This is a genomic window from Mesorhizobium monacense (assembly GCF_056781675.1).
Genome location: NZ_CM165567.1, coordinates 2,928,395 through 2,946,720 on the forward strand (window position 1 = coordinate 2,928,395; position 18,326 = coordinate 2,946,720).

15 protein-coding genes are annotated in these 18,326 nt (G+C 59.3%); 4 read left to right on the forward strand and 11 right to left on the reverse strand.

Going from position 1 to position 18,326, the window contains the following annotated elements; genetic code table 11:
* Positions 1-108: 108 nt before the first annotated feature.
* Together AC1RUK_RS14145 and AC1RUK_RS14150 are read left to right on the forward strand one after the other, a co-directional pair.
* A complete protein-coding gene (locus AC1RUK_RS14145) occupies positions 109-279 on the forward strand; it encodes a hypothetical protein (protein WP_436174514.1) in 171 nt (56 codons plus the stop codon).
* Between the two features lie 248 nt (positions 280-527).
* Complete coding sequence (locus AC1RUK_RS14150) at positions 528-1,046, forward strand: tyrosine-type recombinase/integrase (RefSeq protein WP_481835128.1); 519 nt, start codon at positions 528-530, stop codon at positions 1,044-1,046.
* Positions 1,047-1,393: 347 nt separating this feature from the next.
* On the opposite strand, the gene AC1RUK_RS14155 is transcribed toward AC1RUK_RS14150, so the two are convergent.
* The 8 genes from AC1RUK_RS14155 to AC1RUK_RS14190 form a co-directional block, all read right to left on the reverse strand.
* The gene (locus AC1RUK_RS14155) at positions 1,394-3,562 is read right to left on the reverse strand and encodes a tetratricopeptide repeat protein (protein WP_436174512.1); all 2,169 of its coding nucleotides are present in this window, start codon (positions 3,560-3,562) and stop codon (positions 1,394-1,396) included.
* Between the two features lie 841 nt (positions 3,563-4,403).
* Complete coding sequence (locus tag AC1RUK_RS14160; RefSeq protein WP_481835127.1) at positions 4,404-5,735, reverse strand: NAD(P)/FAD-dependent oxidoreductase; 1,332 nt, start codon at positions 5,733-5,735, stop codon at positions 4,404-4,406.
* 40 nt (positions 5,736-5,775) lie between these two features.
* Positions 5,776-6,129, reverse strand: a complete 354-nt coding sequence (locus tag AC1RUK_RS14165) for a cupin domain-containing protein (protein ID WP_436174510.1) — start codon at positions 6,127-6,129, stop codon at positions 5,776-5,778.
* A gap of 10 nt (positions 6,130-6,139) precedes the next feature.
* The gene (locus AC1RUK_RS14170) at positions 6,140-6,829 is read right to left on the reverse strand and encodes an ABC transporter permease (RefSeq protein ID WP_481835126.1); all 690 of its coding nucleotides are present in this window, start codon (positions 6,827-6,829) and stop codon (positions 6,140-6,142) included.
* 1 nt (position 6,830) lies between these two features.
* A complete protein-coding gene (locus AC1RUK_RS14175) occupies positions 6,831-7,544 on the reverse strand; it encodes an ABC transporter permease subunit (protein WP_481835125.1) in 714 nt (237 codons plus the stop codon).
* Positions 7,545-7,601: 57 nt separating this feature from the next.
* Positions 7,602-8,420 carry a transporter substrate-binding domain-containing protein gene (locus AC1RUK_RS14180; RefSeq protein WP_481835124.1) on the reverse strand — a complete coding sequence of 273 codons (819 nt, stop codon included), beginning with the start codon at positions 8,418-8,420 and terminating at the stop codon, positions 7,602-7,604.
* Positions 8,421-8,457: 37 nt separating this feature from the next.
* Positions 8,458-9,234 (reverse strand): amino acid ABC transporter ATP-binding protein, encoded by a 777-nt coding sequence (locus AC1RUK_RS14185; protein ID WP_481839506.1) that lies wholly within the window; start codon positions 9,232-9,234, stop codon positions 8,458-8,460.
* 56 nt (positions 9,235-9,290) lie between these two features.
* The gene (locus tag AC1RUK_RS14190; RefSeq protein ID WP_436174506.1) at positions 9,291-10,673 is read right to left on the reverse strand and encodes an aspartate aminotransferase family protein; all 1,383 of its coding nucleotides are present in this window, start codon (positions 10,671-10,673) and stop codon (positions 9,291-9,293) included.
* Between the two features lie 381 nt (positions 10,674-11,054).
* Between AC1RUK_RS14190 and AC1RUK_RS14195 the strand changes: the two genes are divergently transcribed.
* Positions 11,055-11,534, forward strand: a complete 480-nt coding sequence (locus AC1RUK_RS14195; protein ID WP_436175171.1) for an Lrp/AsnC family transcriptional regulator — start codon at positions 11,055-11,057, stop codon at positions 11,532-11,534.
* Positions 11,535-12,391: 857 nt separating this feature from the next.
* Here the strand turns inward: AC1RUK_RS14195 and AC1RUK_RS14200 are convergent.
* Positions 12,392-14,227 (reverse strand): putative bifunctional diguanylate cyclase/phosphodiesterase, encoded by a 1,836-nt coding sequence (locus tag AC1RUK_RS14200; protein ID WP_481835123.1) that lies wholly within the window; start codon positions 14,225-14,227, stop codon positions 12,392-12,394.
* Positions 14,228-14,374: 147 nt separating this feature from the next.
* Positions 14,375-14,896, reverse strand: a complete 522-nt coding sequence (locus AC1RUK_RS14205) for a putative pterin-binding protein (protein WP_436175170.1) — start codon at positions 14,894-14,896, stop codon at positions 14,375-14,377.
* Between the two features lie 380 nt (positions 14,897-15,276).
* Between AC1RUK_RS14205 and AC1RUK_RS14210 the strand changes: the two genes are divergently transcribed.
* Complete coding sequence (locus AC1RUK_RS14210) at positions 15,277-15,582, forward strand: hypothetical protein (protein WP_481835122.1); 306 nt, start codon at positions 15,277-15,279, stop codon at positions 15,580-15,582.
* 72 nt (positions 15,583-15,654) lie between these two features.
* On the opposite strand, the gene AC1RUK_RS14215 is transcribed toward AC1RUK_RS14210, so the two are convergent.
* Positions 15,655-18,324 carry a nitrate reductase gene (locus AC1RUK_RS14215; RefSeq protein WP_481835121.1) on the reverse strand — a complete coding sequence of 890 codons (2,670 nt, stop codon included), beginning with the start codon at positions 18,322-18,324 and terminating at the stop codon, positions 15,655-15,657.
* Between the last annotated feature and the right edge of the window lie 2 nt (positions 18,325-18,326).

Consider the following 18,326-nt stretch of genomic DNA (forward strand, 5'->3'; position numbering starts at 1 on the left):
CTCGTCATGACACCGTTTGCGGCGACCCGCCTTCTCGTCTTAAGGATGCGCAAGCACGCTGTCTGGAACCTTCAGCCCGCCTAGTTCCTCTCTGAAGGGAGGTGTCCGATGCGACCGATTCTCTTAATCCTCGTCGCGGCTGCTGCGTTCTTGGTTTGGGATCAGATTGCCAACGACGGCCATGTACTGGCCGGAATACAGCATAGCTACAATGCCGCGATCGACTTCGCGAGCGAGAACAGCATTCAGATCACGTTCAACGACTTCGCTAAGCGCTGACCTTATCGGCGGGACCACCACTCTACCCATCCCGAAGACGCGCCTATCCGGCGCTGGCTAGAACGCCGGGTAGACGACACGAAAACTATGGTCGCTCACAGTCGTTCCGGTTGGGCCGGTCATGGTGGCGCCATACCGATCGCGTGCCGGCCGGACAAGAGGGGCATGGAACTTCAGGACGTTGCCAGCGACCTTGCTGGGTGAAAAGCCGTGCAGTCCAATCGCTACGCGGCATACGTTGGTCCGATGTGAGCCTCGACAAGGCAAGCGTCACGGTGCGCCAGCGGGCCGACGCCTACCATGAAATCGGATCCCCAAAATCATCGAAAGGCCGCAGAACAATTCCCCTGCCCGTCGACCTGGTGAGAGAGCTGAAGGAATGGAAAAATGATTGTCCAGCCGGAACGCTTGGCTTGGTGTTCCCGTCCGGCACGGGCAATGTTGAGTTCTACGCGAATATCACCAAGCGCTGGTTCTATCCCGCGCTGCTTGCGGCAGGCATCACAACTGAGACGGGGGAAGAGGACTCCGAGGGCAAGCCTATGCTAGAGCCGAAATACTCCGGCCTTCATGCCCTGCGCCATTTCTACGCGTCATGGTGCATCAACCGCCCTGAAGACGGCGGCCTCGGCTTACCGGCCAAGTTAGTGCAGGAGCGGATGGGTCATAGCTCTATTCAGGTGACGCTCAACACCTATTCGCATCTATTTCCGAAGGGCGACGACGCTGGCGCCATGGATAGCGCTGCGGCTGCACTCCTCGCCTAACAACCATTGCGATATGTTGCGATTCATTCCGATAGCAACATGCAAGCAACAAGCGCCAAATTACTCAATAAAATCAATACCGAAAAACATACTCTGACTCCGTTAGTCCTGGTTCGAATCCAGGTTCCCCAGCCAAATCTCAGATTTCGAAGTTTGGCGCTCGCGTTTCCTCAATGCGCGGCCGCTGCAGCCGTTTCCACAAGGATGTCAAACGGTTGCCGAAAGACCAGCGCGCTCGACGGCAGAAACGTGGATAAAGCGTCCTGACCTCCATTGTCGACGGGCTGCCGCATCTGACCAAACGCCGAATTCGCGCCGAACACTGGGGAGGCGATTCTCAAATGGTCTCATTTGATGGTCGAAAACTCAAAACGATCAAAACGGAAAACTGCCGTATACTCTTGGCCCCGCCCCGGCGTCCCGGCAGGATTGCGGAAGATCGCGCCGCAGGTTGTCTGAACTTTCGGAATAGCGTCGCACAGGAAGTTCTCCTGCACCCAACTGGTTCCTTTATCTATCCATGCGCCTCCCCCACGCAGGTCACGACCGAGGATGAGCGACCTGATCTCCGAACCGGTAAGCCGGTCCTTCGCATCCAAATCAAGCTGTTCTGGCAACTCCGGCACACCGGCCTTGTCCAGGCCGTCCAGCAGGCGCACGATGTCAGCCGGGTTCTTGAACACAAAATACCTCTGCGTAACCAGCTGATTTGCCCCTCCATCCTTTCGTTCCAACATGACGTTCCTTAGCCTGTCGCTATAGGCGGCGACCTTGTCACTGCGCCCGAGATGTGCGTAGGCCGAAACCAATACCTGCAGGCCGTAGAATTTCGGCCATGGATCGGGCGATTGGAGATCGATCCTTTCAAGGTAGTCGACGGCTTCCTCGAAACGACCCTGGCCAAATGCAGCCAGCCCAGTCTGGTAGTGCCGATGGTCATTGCCGCCTGGGTCGACACGGTTGGCCGCGTCGAGATAGTCGCGCGCCTCGTTCGGCCTGCCATTGAAACTCAGGGCCTCTGCCAGCCCGACATAGTTCAGGGGATCGCTCGGGTCGAGCGCCACTGCCTTGAACATAACCGCGACTGCCTCATCGGACCGGTGCTCGCGAACCAGCAAACTGGCGACGAGCTGATAGTAGGAGGGCGAAGGATGCTTGGCCGCCTGCTCCAGGTACTTGTAGACGTTGTAAATCGCGATAATGTCCGAGACTGCCAAAGCCTTGACCCGCGGCCCGTCCATCTCCCAATAGGCCCATGCGAGCGATGCTGCCGCCGCGCCGAAATTCGGATCGAGTTCCAGCGCCTGCTGGAATAACCTCACCGCCTGCGCAAACTCCTCTGGAGTATTGCGACGATTATAGATTTCCATGCCCATGAGGTAAGCTTCGTAGGCTGCGGGATTGCGCGTGCCTCCTGCGAAGTCTGCCTTACCTTGGGCGCTGACGAGACGGAGCTTGAGCGCGCCTGCGATGCTGGCGACGACCTTGTCCTGTAGCGCAAAGACATCCGCCCACTGGCCGTCGAAACGTTCCGCCCAGAGATGACCGGTGGTCGAGCCGTCGACCAATTGAGCGTTGATACGCATGTCGTCGCCGACCCGACGTATCGAGCCCTCCAGCATGTACCGGACACCAAGCGCTGCGGCGACCTCTGCGGGTTTAGTCTCCTTGCCCTTGTAGGCGGAAGCCGCGTTTCGCGACACGACGAACAAGCCGGGTATGCGTGCAAGTTCTGTGGTCAGGTCTTCGGTGAAACCGTCTGCCAGATAGCCTTGCGCCTTGTCGTCGCTGAGATTGTCAAATGGAAGCACGACGAGGGATGGCCGGGCGTCGGCTTTCGCGTTGGCCTCCAAAGCGGCGGGCCGAATCGTCGGCTCCCACGGTCGCCACCACGCTGCTGCAAGGCCGACTGCGACAACCAAGACCGCAACAGAGACGGCCAGATTGCGCCAGAAGCGTGGGTGTTGATTGACATCATCCCCAGGCTTTCCCGCCACCGCGGGATCGAGCTGTACCCTGTATACCTTCACCGGTTCGGCGATGTTCTTCAGCTTCTGTTCGCCCATCGGCTCAAAGCCGAAAGCCAACTTCTTCTCGACCTCTTTGGCGACCTTTCCTGAGACGCAGATGCCGCCAGGTTGCGCTAGCTGTTGAAGCCTGGCAGCGACGTTGACGCCCTCGCCATACCGGTCCTCGCCCTCGACAATCACCTCGCCGAGATTGATCCCGATCCTGACGCGAATCCGATGATCTTCGGAAACGGCGGCGTTGCGTTCCACCAGGCCGCGCTGCAACGACACGGCACATTCGACCGCGTCCACGACGCTGCCGAATTCGGCCAGCAGTCCATCGCCTATCAGCTTGAAGATGCGGCCGTGGTGGCGGGCAATCTCGGGCTCGAACAGTTCCTTGCGTCCAGCACGAAGGCGCTCGAACGTGCCGGCCTCGTCGCGCTCCATCTGGGTGGAATAGCCCACAACATCGGCGGCGAGAATGGCGGAAAGCTTGCGGTCCATCGATCTGGCCCATCCCCGACGGACTATAGAACTAGTTGCGCTGAAATGAAAACGACTGACCTCACCAGCGTCCGCCGTGGGCGTCTCGGGATCCAGCAGCCGTCGATAAAACTCGCGGAAGGAGTTCGCAGATACGGCCGCATCAGCGGCACCAATCTTGTCATCAAGGATGACGGAACTGTCGCTTTGATGCCGAGCGCCAAGCAATGCTCACCTCCCGCACTCTCGGGCAGCGATACCGAAGGAACAGCTTAGGACTGCCGGGGTGGTGGAACAGTGCGTTGGCCCAGCCTATGACAGCTATGCGACCAATCAAAATGGCGAGTTGGTCGTCCCGAAAAACGGAGAAAGTCTGTTTTCAGCGCCCCCCTCTACCCAGTTCTCTGAAACTGAACAGGCGGCGGCAACACCTCCGCTACGCAGCCAGCCTGATTTGCTCGAGTTCATCGAACAGATGCCGGATTTCTGGGCTCGGCGCGAGACAGCAAGTTCGATAAGCGTTCAGGAACCCCAGTCGATCCCTAATTGTAGAACCGTAAAGCGACCGCTTTGGACCGAAGCTGACTTGCGCGGCGCGACGTGAACGGCCTCTTTGCGGTAATGGGCACAGGATCTCGGGCATGACGAGGCGCACAAGCTGCTCAGCGATATCCTTGACCAAGAGAAGGCCCAACAAGACCAATTGATGACCCGGCCTTGCGAGGCTTTGACGGTCATCCCCTTGCTTCTGCGGGGCGGTTTCGTCGGATAACTTGGGCTGAACGTGGCGGTCGCTCGACTTGCCGGCAACGGAGAGCGATGGTCGGGTGTGCTACTCAGTGCGATCACAGGGGAAGAAAGGTCATGACCGCGCTTGTCTTCCATTCCGTCGGAACATGGCGCGTTTGTCCTTCCACGTGTAGAGTGAATAGACGATCGGGATGAACCAAGGCCTGCCCCGGTAGAAGGGCACTGCCTTGGGCGCAGGATCGAAATCGAAGGCCGATCGCGCCTTCTCCGTCTCGCCAAGAAGTTTGAAGGCTGCCTTCTTGCCGAGCCAGCGCGCCCAGACCACGCCGGAGCCGCAGAAGCCGGTGGCGTAGACCGTGTCTCCCGAAGAAAACATGCGTGGAATCATGTCTCGGTTCATCGCAACCTGGCCGAACCAGCTATGCGTAAGACCGATGCCCGCCAATTCGGGGAATATGCGGCCAAGTTCGGAGCGCAGATGTGTGGTGGGGGCAAGCGGGTCGCCTTCCGTCGTGCCGTCGCGCCCGCCAAAGAGAATGCGCGAGCCGTCCGGCGATGGACGGTAGTAGTAGCTGAGCTGCCTCGTGTCGCCGTACATCATGCGCTTGGGCATCAGGCGCTCCATAACGCCGTCACCCAGGGGCTCAGTGGCGACGATGCGGCTGCGCACGGGCACGAGACGACGGCGAAGCCAGGGATCGAAGCCGTCAGTATAGGCATTGGTGCATACCAGCACCTTCTTGGCGAACACCTCGCCGCGCGATGTGGCGACACGCACCCCGCCCACCTCAGCACTCGTCCCCAGAACCGCGGTGTTCTCATGGATGACCGCATCTGTCGTCTGGGCGATTCGCAGTATGCCGGAAAGCAGCTTGGCGGGATGCAGCCCACCAATATCCATGCGCACGAAACCGCCAGCGTAGAAGTCGGTTCCGATGTAACGCGATACGTCCGCGCGGGGGACTGAAAACGCCTCAATCCCGAGAAAACGTTGCAATAATTCGGCGTGGCGGCTCAGTTCGTCACATTCGTGCCGATTGATCGCTCCATCGAAAAGGCCAGACAGGAAAAACTCACAGTCCACCTCCTCCTCTTGAAGGAAGCTCCAAAGATCCTCCCGGGCAGCCTTCCCCTCCATCAAGATGCCGTTGGCGCGAGCTTCTCCAAACCTCCTGATCAACTCTTTACGGCCCGGCCTGATGCTGCCGCTCGCCATGCCGCCGTTGCGGCTGGATGCGGCTTGCCCTATCGGCAACCGGTCGAAAAGCTGAACGCTGCGCCCAGCCCTCGCAAGCTCGATGGCTGCGGAAAGGCCCGCGTAGCCACCCCCGACGATGGCGACATCGCATCGAGGGACCACCGGCCGCACCGGCAAGGGAGCAAAAGCGCAGTCGTCCCACCAATACGGCAAGGATTTGAATCGGCTCGCGGGATCGATACTCATGGTGTGCATCTTTGGTTCAATCAGCTCGGACGTATCCCGCTCAATCGCGGGAGACCCAGAGCTTTCGCGTCGTTTCGATCACCCGCCAGACCCCCGTGAATCCGGGGTGCATGACGAAGGCATCGCCTGCTGAGATTCGACGTGGCTCGAATCCATCCTCAATGAGTTCCGAAACCCCCGAAAGGATGTAGCAGAATTCGAAGGTCTCGCCCTTGACGGAACGATAGGCGCCAGGCGTAACCTCCCATACCCCGGCTTGCACCTGGCCGTCGGCGGTTTGAGCGATATCCCAAGTCAGAAAACGGGGGTCGCCTTCCACGCGTCGTTCCGGCAGTGGTACCCCTTTCCTGGGTTCGGGGAGATTTTTCTGGTCGACAAAGGTAAGCTTTGACATAGGGCACCTCTCAGCGTGCGGACGACTCGAAAGACAGGCGTCTCTCGATGACATTCAGAGCAGTTAGACAGACGACGTTGATCACGAGATAAAAGACAGCGGTGATGACGAAGATTTCCATGATGGCAAATGTCTCGCTCATCAGGCGTTTGGCATAGCCGGTGATTTCAAGCACCGTTATGGTGGAAGCAAGGCTTGATTCCTTGACGATAACGGCGACCTCAGTGCTGTAGGAAGGCAAGGCCTGCCGCAGCGCCAGGGGGAACTTGATACGCTGGAAGATCACCCACGGGGACATGCCGCAAGCCTCCGCCGCCTCGATCAGCCCACGCGGCAGCGAGAGGAGAGCAGTGCGGAAAATTTCCGCCGTATAGGCACCTGTGTTGAGAATCACGGCGAGGACGGCAGCATGCAGACTGTCGCCGATCAGCCACCAGAGGATCGCGTTATGGCGTACGAAACCTATCTGAGCTAGGCCATAATAAATCACGAATATCTGCACGAGCATCGGGGTGCCCCTGAACACCGCGCAATAGAAATCGGCGCATCTCCGGATCATGCCGGCGTTAGATGTGCGGGCTGTTGCCACAAGAATGCCGAATGGTAATCCTATTCCGACTCCGATTAGTGCAATCAGCAGAGTTGTCTTCGCGCCGACGAGGAGAAATGGAACCGCATATGTGATGATGCTCAAATCCATTTTAATCTCTATTGAAGCCGCGATTGAAGTATTTTTCAGCGCGATTGAACAGAAGTTGGCTCACCGCAGTCATGGCAAAGAACATAGCTGCCGCCAGGCAATAGAACAGAAGCGGCGAACGCGTGATGCCCGCGGCGACCGCTGCTGTACGCATCAGTTCCTGCATGCCGACGACGGATACGAGCGACGTATCCTTGATCGTCATCTGCCATACGTTATTGATCCCCCCCAACGCCAATCTGAGGGCGAGCGGCAGTGTCACGCGAAAGAAGGTCAAGCGTGGCGACAACGAAAGCGAACGAGCCGCTTCCAGCAGACCGACGGGAACGGCCTGCAGTGCGCCTCGTATGACTTCTACCGAGTATGCGCATGAGATGGCGGCGATTGCGATGATGCCGACAATGAATGGATAAGCGTTGTCGGCGCTGTCGGCATAGCCGAATGCGGAGGCGATTTTCTGCACCCAATCGACCGAGCCGAAAAACAGGAGATAGATGACCAGCAGTCCCGGAACGCCGCGAATGACGATGCTGTAGGCGTCGACAAGCTGAGACAGGACAGGCAGGCGGCGCCAACGGAGAATGGCAAGCGGTATCGCCGCCGCCAGCCCTATAACCACGCCAAGAACACCAATCAGGATCGTAACGCCGGCGCCACGCAGCAGTGCAAGGGTCCAGCCCTTCTCCACCATCAGCACCCAGATATCGTTCAGCATGAAAAAATCCCGGGATCGTCGCGGCACTGCCGCGACGATCTGTTGACTCTCGAATGATCACTTCTTGCACGGTATGGTGTAGTCGTCCTTGAACCAGTTTTCCGAGGCCGCCTTTACCTGGCCGCTGTTGATCATGTCGCAGAGCGCAGCGTCCAGCTTGGTCTTGAGCTCGGTATTGCCCTTGCGCAGGCCGACACCCATGCCATAACCTAGCGCTTCGTGATCGTCGGCCCCGGTGACCTTGACGTCGATGCGGGCAAAGTTAGCTCCGTCCGGGGAGCCGAGAAAGTCAACCCAGGTCGGGGAATCCCCAAAGGCGGCGTCGAGCCGGCCTGTCGCAAGGTCCGAATTCTGCTGAGTGGTGGCGTCGTAGGTCTTCAAGTCTGCGGTCGGAATATGTTTCTTGATGAACTGAGCGTAGGTAGTGCCGTTCACTACACCTATGGTCTTTCCAGCCAGCGCCTTTTCAATTTCCGGAAGGGTCTTCAGCCCGACGAACGGAGAATCCTTGGGGACCACAAAGTATTGGGGCGTGGTTGCGTATGGGATGGAGTAGTCGATCTTCTTCATTCTCTCGTTGGTGATGCCGAGACCCGAGATGATGATGTCGAAGCGATCCTTGTCCATCGACGGAACCAGCGAACTGAACGTCTGAACCACGAATTTGCACTTAACCTTAAGTTCAGCGCAGATGCCGTTGGCGATATCTGCGTCGAACCCGGTGACGTTGCCGTTGGCATCGGCCATGCTGAACTGCGGCGCATCGCCTTCGGTGCCGACGCGCAAAACGCCATCGTCGGCCCGTGCGAACCCCATTGCCGCCGTCAGGACAAGGCAGGATGCGAAAACTGAGCGAAGTGTGTTCTTAGTACGCATGCAATTTCCCCTTTTTGCTTTTGGTTGATGGCCACCATCAGGCGGCGGTTGAGATAACGCTGGAAAGAAACCGATTCACCGCCTCGGATGCGGGATTGCAAAACAGTTCTTCCGGCGAAGCATCCTGCTCAACGGTACCTTTGTGCAGGAATATCATTCGGTTCGACACCTCCCGTGCGAACCTCATTTCATGCGTGACGAGGAGAATGGTCGCCCCCTCGCCGGCAAGCGTTCTGATGACCTTCAAGACCTCGCCGACCAGTTCGGGATCAAGCGCGGAGGTCGGTTCATCAAAAAGCATAAGTTTGGGCCGCATCGCCAGGACCCGCGCGATTGCCACACGCTGCTGCTGGCCGCCCGAAAGCTGGCTTGGATAGCGGTGGCTGAAGTCGGCCATGCCAACCTTCGAGAGTGCGGAAAGCGCTGTTTCTTCTGCTTCCCGCTTGTCCCTCCGCAGGACGTAGATCAATGCTTCGGTTACATTTCCGAGCACGGTTCGATGCGGCCACAAATTGAAGCTCTGAAACACCATGCCGATGCGGCGGCGAAAAACTTGGATATTAGCCGCGTTGACGATTTCCGTTTTGTGACGTTCATTCTGGACCGCGGAAATAGTGTCGCCCATCACCTCAATCTCACCCGAACTCGGGGTCTCCAGGAAATTAATGCATCGTAGAGCGGTGCTCTTTCCTGACCCAGACGAGCCAACGAGGGAAATGACCTCGCCCTGCTGCATCCGGAAGCTCACCCCATTGAGAACGCTGGTCGCACCAAAGGCTTTGCGAAGTTCGTGAACTTTCAGAACAGGCGACATTGTCGAGGCGTCTTCCATGCGTGCCATTTCCACCACTCAACCGTTGCTCGGCGCCTTTAGCCTTCGATCGTTTGCACGACCTCGTTTACGGCAGCCTTGGCGATCGAGACCATCTCATCGATTTCGGATTCCGTCATAACAAGGGGCGGCGCAAACCCTAGGATGTCTCCATGCGGCATGGCACGGGCAATAAGATTGCGGTCGCGCGCCGCCTGAGCGATGCGCCCCCCGACCTTCAGGGCTGGGTCAAATGCCTCTTTGGTCTCGCGGTCGGCAACGAATTCGACGGCGGCCATCATGCCGACGCCGCGCACTTCTCCGACAATCGGATTCTGCTCGAATGCCGCCTTAAGGCACTTGAGAAGATAGGCCCCCTTGCTAGCAGCTTGCCCGGGGAGATCCTCACGCTCGACAATGTCGAGCACCGCATTCGCTGCCGCCGCCCCGATCGGATGCCCCGAATAGGTGTAGCCATGCGAGAAGGAGCCGATCCTGGGTGTGGCCTCCTCCATGACCCTATAGATCTCCTCGGAGATGATAGAAGCCGACAGCGGTGCGTAGGCGGAAGTCAGCCCCTTGGCGACGGTAACCAGATCAGGTTCCATCCCGTAGAGATCTGAGCCGAACATGGCCCCGGTCCGGCCGAAACCGCAAATCACCTCGTCGGCGATCAACAGCACATCGTATTTCTTCAATACGCCCTGGATCTTGGCCCAATAGCCGGCTGGCGGGGGCGTGATCCCGCCAGTCCCGAGCACCGGCTCGGCTATGAAAGCGGCGACGGTATCTGGTCCTTCGGCAACGATCAGCGCTTCCAGCTCATCTGCACGGCGTTGCGAGAAGGCTTCCTCCGTTTCGCCCGGCAGGGCGCCGCGATAGAAATGCGGTACACCTGTGCGCAGGATGCCGGAAATAGGCAGATCCATATGATCGTGATAAAAACTCAGTCCCGTCATCGAGCCAGACAGCACCGAGCAGCCGTGATAGCCGCGCTCGCGAGTTATGATCTTCTTCTTCTTCGGCCTGCCGCACAGATTGTTGAAATACCAAACGATCTTGGCCTGCGTCTCATTCGCGTCAGACCCAGAAAGCCCGTAGAAGACTTTCGACATCTTGCCCGGCGCCATCCTGACGAGCCGGTCTGACAGGCGGGCGAGTTCTTCGGTCGTGTGTGCCGCATAAGAGTGATAGTACGCCAGCTTGTAGGCTTGGCGTGCAATGGCCTCCGCGACTTCAGTGCGGCCATAACCGATATTGACGCAATAGAGCCCTGCGAAGCCATCGATATATTCCCGCCCGCTGGCGTCTTGGATGCGGACACCTTTGCCGGTTTCCACGATTGTTGGCTCAATCATGCCAGAAGCGAAATCTTTCAAATAAGTGAAGGGATGCAGAACCGAGCGGCGGTCCATTTCAGCGATATCAGCAGTAGTTGTCATCCTCGGATCCTCAAGCGGCCTTCAGGTCCATGAAATGCCAAGGCTGTGTTGAAACCTTTTTGGCCGCAGCGACTGCGGCGTCCCGTTGCTGATCGCGCCCCGGGAGATTTCCCGTCCCGTCGCCGGATCGGCGTTCTCCATTTCTTCGGCTGCACGCTTCCAGACTCCGCCAATGAAGAACTGCGAGCGCAGAAGCCCCGGACATTGAACCGGGCGAGCGCTGGTTGCGCCTTCGCTGCGGTGTTTTGTCTTCCGTTCTCGACGACAACGTTCATGAGCTAAGGCTATGGACATAAGACGAGGATTTTCGGCTTATCTAGTTGTGGTTTCGCAGTCTTGCTGCATACTTTAGATCCAAACGAGGAAAATATGCGAACATCCCTGAAGCTCGATCGGCTGGATTCGCGCTTGCTCAGCATCCTGCAAACCCACAACCGCTCCAGCACGGAAGAGCTTGGTCAGATGGTCGGACTCTCGGCAACGGCAGTCCAGCGTCGTCTCAAGCGGCTTCGTGACGAGGGTGTGATCGAAGCTGACGTCTCGATCGTGAAACCTAAAATGGTCGGCCGGCCTGTTGCGATGTTAGTGCTGGTTTCGCTCGAGCGCGAACGGGCTGACATTGTCGACCGTTTTAAGCAATCGATCCGCCAGACGCCTGAAGTGATGAACGGATACTATGTGACCGGGGAATCGGATTTCGTCCTCATAGTGACATCCCGAAGCATGGAAGACTACGAGGCCTTCACGCGGAAATTCTTTTACGAGAACCCTGACATTAAGGGTTTCAAGACGATGGTCATCATGGACCGTGTGAAGGTCGGATTCTCCATGCCGATCAATTTCGACGATTTTTATGAGTGATACCTTGCGTTGGATGCCGATTGGCGGATCACAGAGGATGGGCACTAGCTTTCGGCCGGGGGGATTCGTGCTGACGTTCACGACCAGGGAGGGCACGCGCCAGAAAGTCGATGCCTCGTCAAATTTTTTCTAAAACCGAATCTAATGTCCCAAGGTGTCCTATAAGCGCACGCAATTCGGGCTGAGGCGCGACCCAGAAAGTTCGAAAAGCTTCCAAGAACCCCAGCCAAAGCTTCTTTTTTCAATCAAGCTACCTGCCCCAAATGGCGATTATGATTGCCATAGCAGCGATACCTATTAAGGCGCCGATCCCGCCAGGGATTGTCAGCGGCTGTCTGTAGCGAAAGCCCAACTGACCTAAATCTGAAATGAGAAAAGTGGAAGGCACATAGGACGTGGAGGCGGCTTTGGAGGCGGGTTCAACGATGCATCGATCACGTGTTCGAAGAACTCTTCTATCTTTCTGTCTGTGAATTTGTGTAGCGGTATGGCTTGTTGCTCACCAAATAACCCACCGAAAGAAATAGTATCCACCTCTGAACTCTCGATGAGCCAAGTGCTGTGGCCGTTCGGCGCATGGACAGAAATTGAGATTGTAGGAATTGTCGACGCACGCTCTCCAAAAAAATCGAAGCTTGTGCAGGAATCTCTTATCTCAAAATCGACCTTTCCTTCCCAATGAGCCGCCGCCCTTTTCAATGACGGCATAACCCGCTCACGGAGCGCCCTGCCAATAGGCCGAACCACGCGTAATGCTCCTCGTATGTCTCCCACCTTTTCCCAAAGCGATCAGGCCGCTCGACCATTGTCGTTCCCTTGCGAGAGAAATCGCTTCTAGCTATTTCGTATCTCAATGATCAGGCCGAGAGGTTCAGCCTGGACCTGGCCTTGGCTTTGAGGCTGCCGCGCCGCGCGGTCAGGTGATTTGTCAGCAATTTCACGTCGATGGGTTCCGACATGAAAAACCCCTGGGCGCCGTGGCATTGTTCGGCGATCAGGAAAGCCAACTGCCCTTCCGTTTCCACGCCTTCGGCCATGACGACCAGGCCAAGCGAATTGGCCAACGCGATGACCCCTCGGACCACGTCCTGCTTCTTGATGGACGATTCCAGATCGTTCAGGAACGATCGATCGATCTTCAGTCGATTGAGATCAATGTCGGCAAGGTAGCCGAAACTCGAATATCCGGATCCGAAATCGTCGAGCGCCAAACTGACGCCGAGGTTCCGGATTTTCGACAAATTGTCCAAAGCGTCTCTGCTGTGGATGAACACCCCTTCCGTTATCTCCAGCTGCAGCCGCGACGGCGGTAATCCCGTTTGCCGCAGCACGTCGACGAGGTGGATGTAGAATGCATCGTCCTGCAGGCTTTTGCCCGAAGCATTGACCGCGCAAATGAAATCGTCGGCGGAAATCGACATCCACTGCGCTGCCTGCGCGCAGGCCTTGCTCAGCACGGTCTTGTCGATTTCCAATATCAAATCACTCCGTTCCGCTGTCGGAATGAATGAGTCAGGCAAGCGAACCGCTCCCGAAACGCGGTCGCGCCAGCGGACCAGGGCTTCGGCGCCGATCATACGCCCGGTCGCCAATTCGAATTGCGGTTGCCAGACCAGGAAATACTCATCGCCATTGAGCGCTCGCTTGATCGCCGCTTCCTCGCCGAGCTGGACGTCGATCTGGCTGAGGATCGCGGGCGAGTAGGTCACGAACCCGGATCGTCCCTCCGCTTTCGCGACATAAAGGGCGCTGTCTGCATTGCGCAGCAAGGTGGAGATATCCGAACCATGATCCGGGAAGGACGCCATGCCGATGCTGGCGCCAATGCGCACCTGGTGGCCGTCCAGATCAGCAAAGCGGTTCAACTGCTCGCGAAGCCGATGTCCCAAATCCGCCGAGTGCCTGTCCCCGATCGCCATGATGGCGAACTCGTCTCCTCCCAAACGGACAGCGGCCACTTCACCGGGACGTTCGACCGACTGCAGGGTTTCGGCAACGGCTTTCAGCAGCAGATCGCCGATGTGATGGCCGAACGTGTCGTTGACGCTCTTGAAATGGTCGAGGTCTATCAGGAACAGCCGCAGTTCCTTGCCAGTCAGCCTTGCCCGCTCCAGCAGCCCGTCCCGGTTGGCGGACATCCAGGCGCGGTTCTTCAACTCCGTCGTCGCGTCCTGCCAGGCGAGGAATTCGAGTTTCCTGATCGTCTCGCGACGACCGATCAGCAACACGGCGGTTCCTATCGCGAGCGCCGACAAGACGGTCAAGGCAAAGGCAATCTGGTGATTGAACCTGTTCAGGTTCTTCTCCGCCGAATAGAGATCGACGTTAACTTCCTCCCCATATTTGTAGTATTCATCGTTCATGCGAGCGACGATCTGGTCGAGCTCAACTCCCACTTCCTTCAGGCTGTTTTCGTTTAGAGGCACGCCGGCCGCGATGACAGCGTCAAGCTGCTTCACCGCGTCGTTGACCCGCGGCACGATACCAGCGTAGGCGGGGATTTCGCTGATGGTGTCGCCGCCGTCGATGCGCTCGAAACGGATGTAGACCAGGTCGTTCGCGGTCGACAATTGCTCAAGGCTTTCCGGTGATTTGGGAGCCGTCTGGGCAAGCGAAATCATATCCCGCAGATGCGTCACGTCGCGTATTGCAATGTGGAACTCGCGAATGGCGAAGAAGCCGAAACGCGGCATCGCCAACTCTATCCTGCTGATGCTCGTGAAGAGCACCGCTATCAGGGCGGCTGAGCAGATGGCTGCCGACGCGGCCGCGGCCGCGTAGGTTGCAGGAACCCGCCAGGCTGTGCTTCTAAACCACATGGCTGGACGTCACGCTGGGGTTCAATTGCCTGGCGCGATCGTCTTTATCAACCAGATCCATCGCGGTTTGTGAACCGGCGTATCAAACGCCGGATGGTCGTCGAGAGGGTAGATCAGCCGCGTGGGACCTTGCGTGCGCCTTGTCAGCAGCTGGCCGTCCTGGCGCGTTGCAAGAAGAAGAGGACCTTCGGTCCAGTCTTCCTTCGGGATTGTCTGCACATAGTCGTCCTGTGCCCGCAGCACGACGGATCCCTCGCCGTCCAATCCGATCAGCTTGAGCACATCCCGAAACAAGACACCCTGAAACTTAAGCTGCCCCTTTTCGAAGGGACTTGGGGTGGAGACGCTGTAAAGATCGAGCTTTTCCAGCTGCCGCAATGTGACCGGGATCGATTCCCCGTTTTTCTCAACCTTGAAGGCGACTGTGTCGGGCGGCTCCGGATATTTGGCTGGCTCCAGGGCGAATGCCGGCAACACGCCGATTGCGGAAACAACCAGCAGGATCATGCTGCGGCGAAAGGCGAAGAATCTTCCCTTGAGCATCGACACAACGCAGTCCTTTCCATTTTATGGTCAGTACCAACTCTTGCCGGCTCGCCGATACTGTCGGCGGAACAGCCATCTTTCCATCGAATGATTGTTTTTCAGTTAGCTTTTGGTTTCACGCGCCATCGTTGCTGACTGCGGCTACTGGGCGGAGTTTGCAGCGTAAGTCGCCGCTTCGCACGGTTCGTTACCTACCGGATTTCGGCCGGCGACGGCAGCTGCGGCAAGCAAGCCGTCAAGCCGGCAAATATATTAGCGATCAACGATATATTAACGGCTGTCATGCAGCCTTTCGGCATTGGGGGCAGGAACCAACCTCCGATCGACGTCCCAGCGGCCCTCTGGCCGGGACGTTCGAGCGATGCGGAGCAAAACGCATGAGTGTCGAAACAGCACTGGCACAGTTGCTGCGGATGATCCACTGCCGCGCCCTGACTTTGGCGGCGTTGCCGGACGACGAGAGAGATCTGCACTACGATCTCATCCGCCTGTCATGTTGCGGAGCCGCCGAGCAGATTGGGCAAAGTCCCGACAAGGCAGCCGTCACGGCAAACAGCGTGGTTGAATTCACGCGCGCGATGGTCGGGGTCATTGAGGCAGGCCACGGGTCGGACGCAGGGCGAGGCGCCAATTGGCCGCTGGGCGAGAGCTCGACAGTTTGGCAGCCTGGGCGATCGCAGTAGCTTCATCACCCATGCCTGCCAGCCTTCAAAGGGCGACGCGTCAGGAAGGCTAAAAAGCCTGCGCTGCGCCCCTTACTCCGCCGCCTGCACCCGCCTCGCCTCGATGATCGCGCGGATTTCAGCGCGGCAGGAGCCGCAATTGGTGCCGGCCTTCAACGTCTCGCCGATGGACGCGACGGTCGTGCAGCCAGCCGCCACCGCCGCCGCGATCTGGTTGGCGCCGACGCTGAAGCAGGAGCAGACGGTGGCGCCGGCATCCGGCCGCTCGGCGCCGGCACGGCCGGCGACGATGCGGAAGCGCTCGCGCTGGCCGGCGTGAACCTCCTCGAGTTGCTCGGCCGCCCAGCCGCGCGACACCGCGACCGGGCCGGGTGCCACGAACAGCGCGCCTGCCAGATGCTCGCCGTCGAAGGCGGCGATGCGATGCTGGCCGCCGTCGCGGTCGTGATAGGCGAGCGTGTCAGATGTCGGTGGTGCGCCAAACAATGATGCGGCAAAGTCCGCCCAACCCATGTTGTCGTCGGCGAAAGCGAGCTCGACCCGCCAGCCGCCCCGGCATTTGGCCACGACCCAATAGGTCGCGGCAACCGATGCCGGGCGCTCTCGCATAACCGCAAAGCCGAAGGCTTTTGCGGCGAATTTCTCGATGCGCACCGCGACATGTTTCAAGGCCGGCTGGCCGGAAACGGGATCGGTGAGCGACGCCGTCAGCGCGTCGAGCCGGCCCTTTGCGGCAAACTGGTCGGTCCAGTGCATCGGCGCAAACAGGCTGCCCCTGCGCTGGCGGGGTGTCACCAGCGCGCGCACCAGCACCTCGCCGTGCGGGCTGGAGATGCGCACGATGTCGGCATCGCCGATGCCAAAGAGCTGCGCATCCGCCGGGTGGATTTCGACGAAGGGCTCGGCGATGTGCTGGGACAGGCGCGGGCTTTTGCCGGTGCGCGTCATGGTGTGCCAGTGGTCGCGGACGCGGCCGGTGTTGAGGACCAGCGGGAATTTCTCGTCCGTGCGGGTTTCCACGACGGGGCGGATGGGGATGAAGCGCGCCTTGCGGTCGGGGGTGTAGAAGTTGCCGTTGGCGAAGAAGCGGGTGGTGGGTGGGGAACCTTGGCTCGCCGCTGGCCATTGGAAAGGCGCCAGCGTGTCGTAGTCTTCTCCATCGATGCCGGCATAGGCGCCGATGTCGAAATCCCGCGTGCCATCATTCTCGAGGCCCGATAGCGCCGCGTGCTCCGCAAAAATCCCCGCCGGCGTCGCGTGCGCAAACGCCTCGCCAAACCCCATCCGCTTGCCCACCTCAGCGACGATCCACCAATCGGGTCGCGCCTCGCCGGGCGCGGGCAAAAAGGCCCGCTGGCGCGAGATGCGGCGCTCCGAATTGGTGACGGTGCCGTCCTTCTCACCCCAGGCGGTTGCGGGCAGGCGGACATGGGCGTGGCGGACGGTGTCGGTATTCGCCAGCACGTCCGAGACCACGACGAAGGGGCAGGCCTTGATCGCCGCCTCGACGGCATCGGCGTCCGGCATGGAATCGACCGGGTTGGTGGCCATGATCCACAGTGCCCTGATGCGCCCATCGGCCACTGCCTTGAACATGTCGACTGCCTTCAGGCCGGGCTTTTCGGCGAGGGCGGGTGCAGTCCAGAAGCGGCGCACGCGCGCTCTGTGCGCGGGGTTTTCGATCTCCATATGGGCGGCGAGCATGTTGGCCATGCCGCCGACTTCGCGGCCGCCCATGGCGTTGGGCTGTCCGGTGACCGAAAACGGCCCTGCCCCGGGCTTGCCGATGCGACCGGTGGCGAGATGGCAGTTGATGATGGCGTTGACCTTGTCGGTGCCCGAGGACGACTGGTTCACGCCCTGGCTGTAGACGGTCACGGTCTTTTCTGTCCGGGCAAACAGGCTGTAGAAGCGGCCAAGCTCGTCCTCGCCGAGGCCCGTGGCTTCTGCGATGCCGGCAAGCTCGAGCTTCGAAGCGGCAGAAAGGGCTTGGCCGAAGCCGGTCGTGTGCTCGGCGATATAGGCGCGGTCCAGCGCATTGTGCTGGCCGAGATAGGCGAGCAGCCCGGTGAACAAGGCAACGTCGCCATCCGGCGCGATCGCCAGATGCAGGTCGGCGATGTCGGCGGTCATGGTGCGGCGCGGGTCGACCAGCACGATCTTCATCTCGGGCCGCTTTTCGCGCGCCGCCGCGATGCGCTGGTAGAGCACGGGATGGCACCAGGCGAGGTTGGAGCCAACCAGCACGATCAAATCGGCAAGCTCGAGATCCTCGTAGGTGCCCGGCACCGTGTCGGAGCCGAAGGCGCGGCGGTGGCCGGCGACCGAAGAGGCCATGCAGAGGCGCGAGTTGGTGTCGATGTTGGCCGAGCCGACAAAACCCTTCATCAGCTTGTTGGCGACGTAATAATCCTCGGTCAACAGCTGTCCCGAGACATAGAAGGCGACCGCGTCGGGGCCGTGCTCGGCGATGGTCTGCGAGAAAGTCGAGGCGACGCGGTCGAGCGCCTCGTCCCAGCCGACGCGGCGGCCGTCGATCTCCGGATGGAGCAGCCTGCCGTCGAGGTCGATGGTCTCGGCAAGTGCGGAGCCCTTGGAACAGAGCCGACCGAAATTCGCAGGGTGATCAGGATCGCCGCGGACCGACACCTGCCCGTCCGCGGCGACCTTCGCCAGCACGCCGCAACCCACCCCGCAATAGGGGCAGGTGGTCCTCACCTCGCGCGCTGCGTCGATCTCCATGT

Excerpts from the sequence above, each read along its gene's own strand:
- AC1RUK_RS14145 (WP_436174514.1), top strand. The coding sequence starts at position 109 with ATGCGACCGATTCTCTTAATCCTCGTCGCGGCTGCTGCGTTCTTGGTT.
- AC1RUK_RS14155 (WP_436174512.1), bottom strand. The coding sequence starts at position 3,562 with ATGGACCGCAAGCTTTCCGCCATTCTCGCCGCCGATGTTGTGGGCTAT.
- AC1RUK_RS14160 (WP_481835127.1), bottom strand. The coding sequence starts at position 5,735 with ATGAGTATCGATCCCGCGAGCCGATTCAAATCCTTGCCGTATTGGTGG.
- AC1RUK_RS14165 (WP_436174510.1), bottom strand. The coding sequence starts at position 6,129 with ATGTCAAAGCTTACCTTTGTCGACCAGAAAAATCTCCCCGAACCCAGG.
- AC1RUK_RS14170 (WP_481835126.1), bottom strand. The coding sequence starts at position 6,829 with ATGGATTTGAGCATCATCACATATGCGGTTCCATTTCTCCTCGTCGGC.
- AC1RUK_RS14175 (WP_481835125.1), bottom strand. The coding sequence starts at position 7,544 with ATGCTGAACGATATCTGGGTGCTGATGGTGGAGAAGGGCTGGACCCTT.
- AC1RUK_RS14180 (WP_481835124.1), bottom strand. The coding sequence starts at position 8,420 with ATGCGTACTAAGAACACACTTCGCTCAGTTTTCGCATCCTGCCTTGTC.
- AC1RUK_RS14185 (WP_481839506.1), bottom strand. The coding sequence starts at position 9,234 with ATGTCGCCTGTTCTGAAAGTTCACGAACTTCGCAAAGCCTTTGGTGCG.
- AC1RUK_RS14190 (WP_436174506.1), bottom strand. The coding sequence starts at position 10,673 with ATGACAACTACTGCTGATATCGCTGAAATGGACCGCCGCTCGGTTCTG.
- AC1RUK_RS14200 (WP_481835123.1), bottom strand. The coding sequence starts at position 14,227 with ATGCCGCGTTTCGGCTTCTTCGCCATTCGCGAGTTCCACATTGCAATA.
- AC1RUK_RS14205 (WP_436175170.1), bottom strand. The coding sequence starts at position 14,896 with ATGCTCAAGGGAAGATTCTTCGCCTTTCGCCGCAGCATGATCCTGCTG.
- AC1RUK_RS14210 (WP_481835122.1), top strand. The coding sequence starts at position 15,277 with ATGAGTGTCGAAACAGCACTGGCACAGTTGCTGCGGATGATCCACTGC.
- AC1RUK_RS14215 (WP_481835121.1), bottom strand. The coding sequence starts at position 18,324 with ATGGAGATCGACGCAGCGCGCGAGGTGAGGACCACCTGCCCCTATTGC.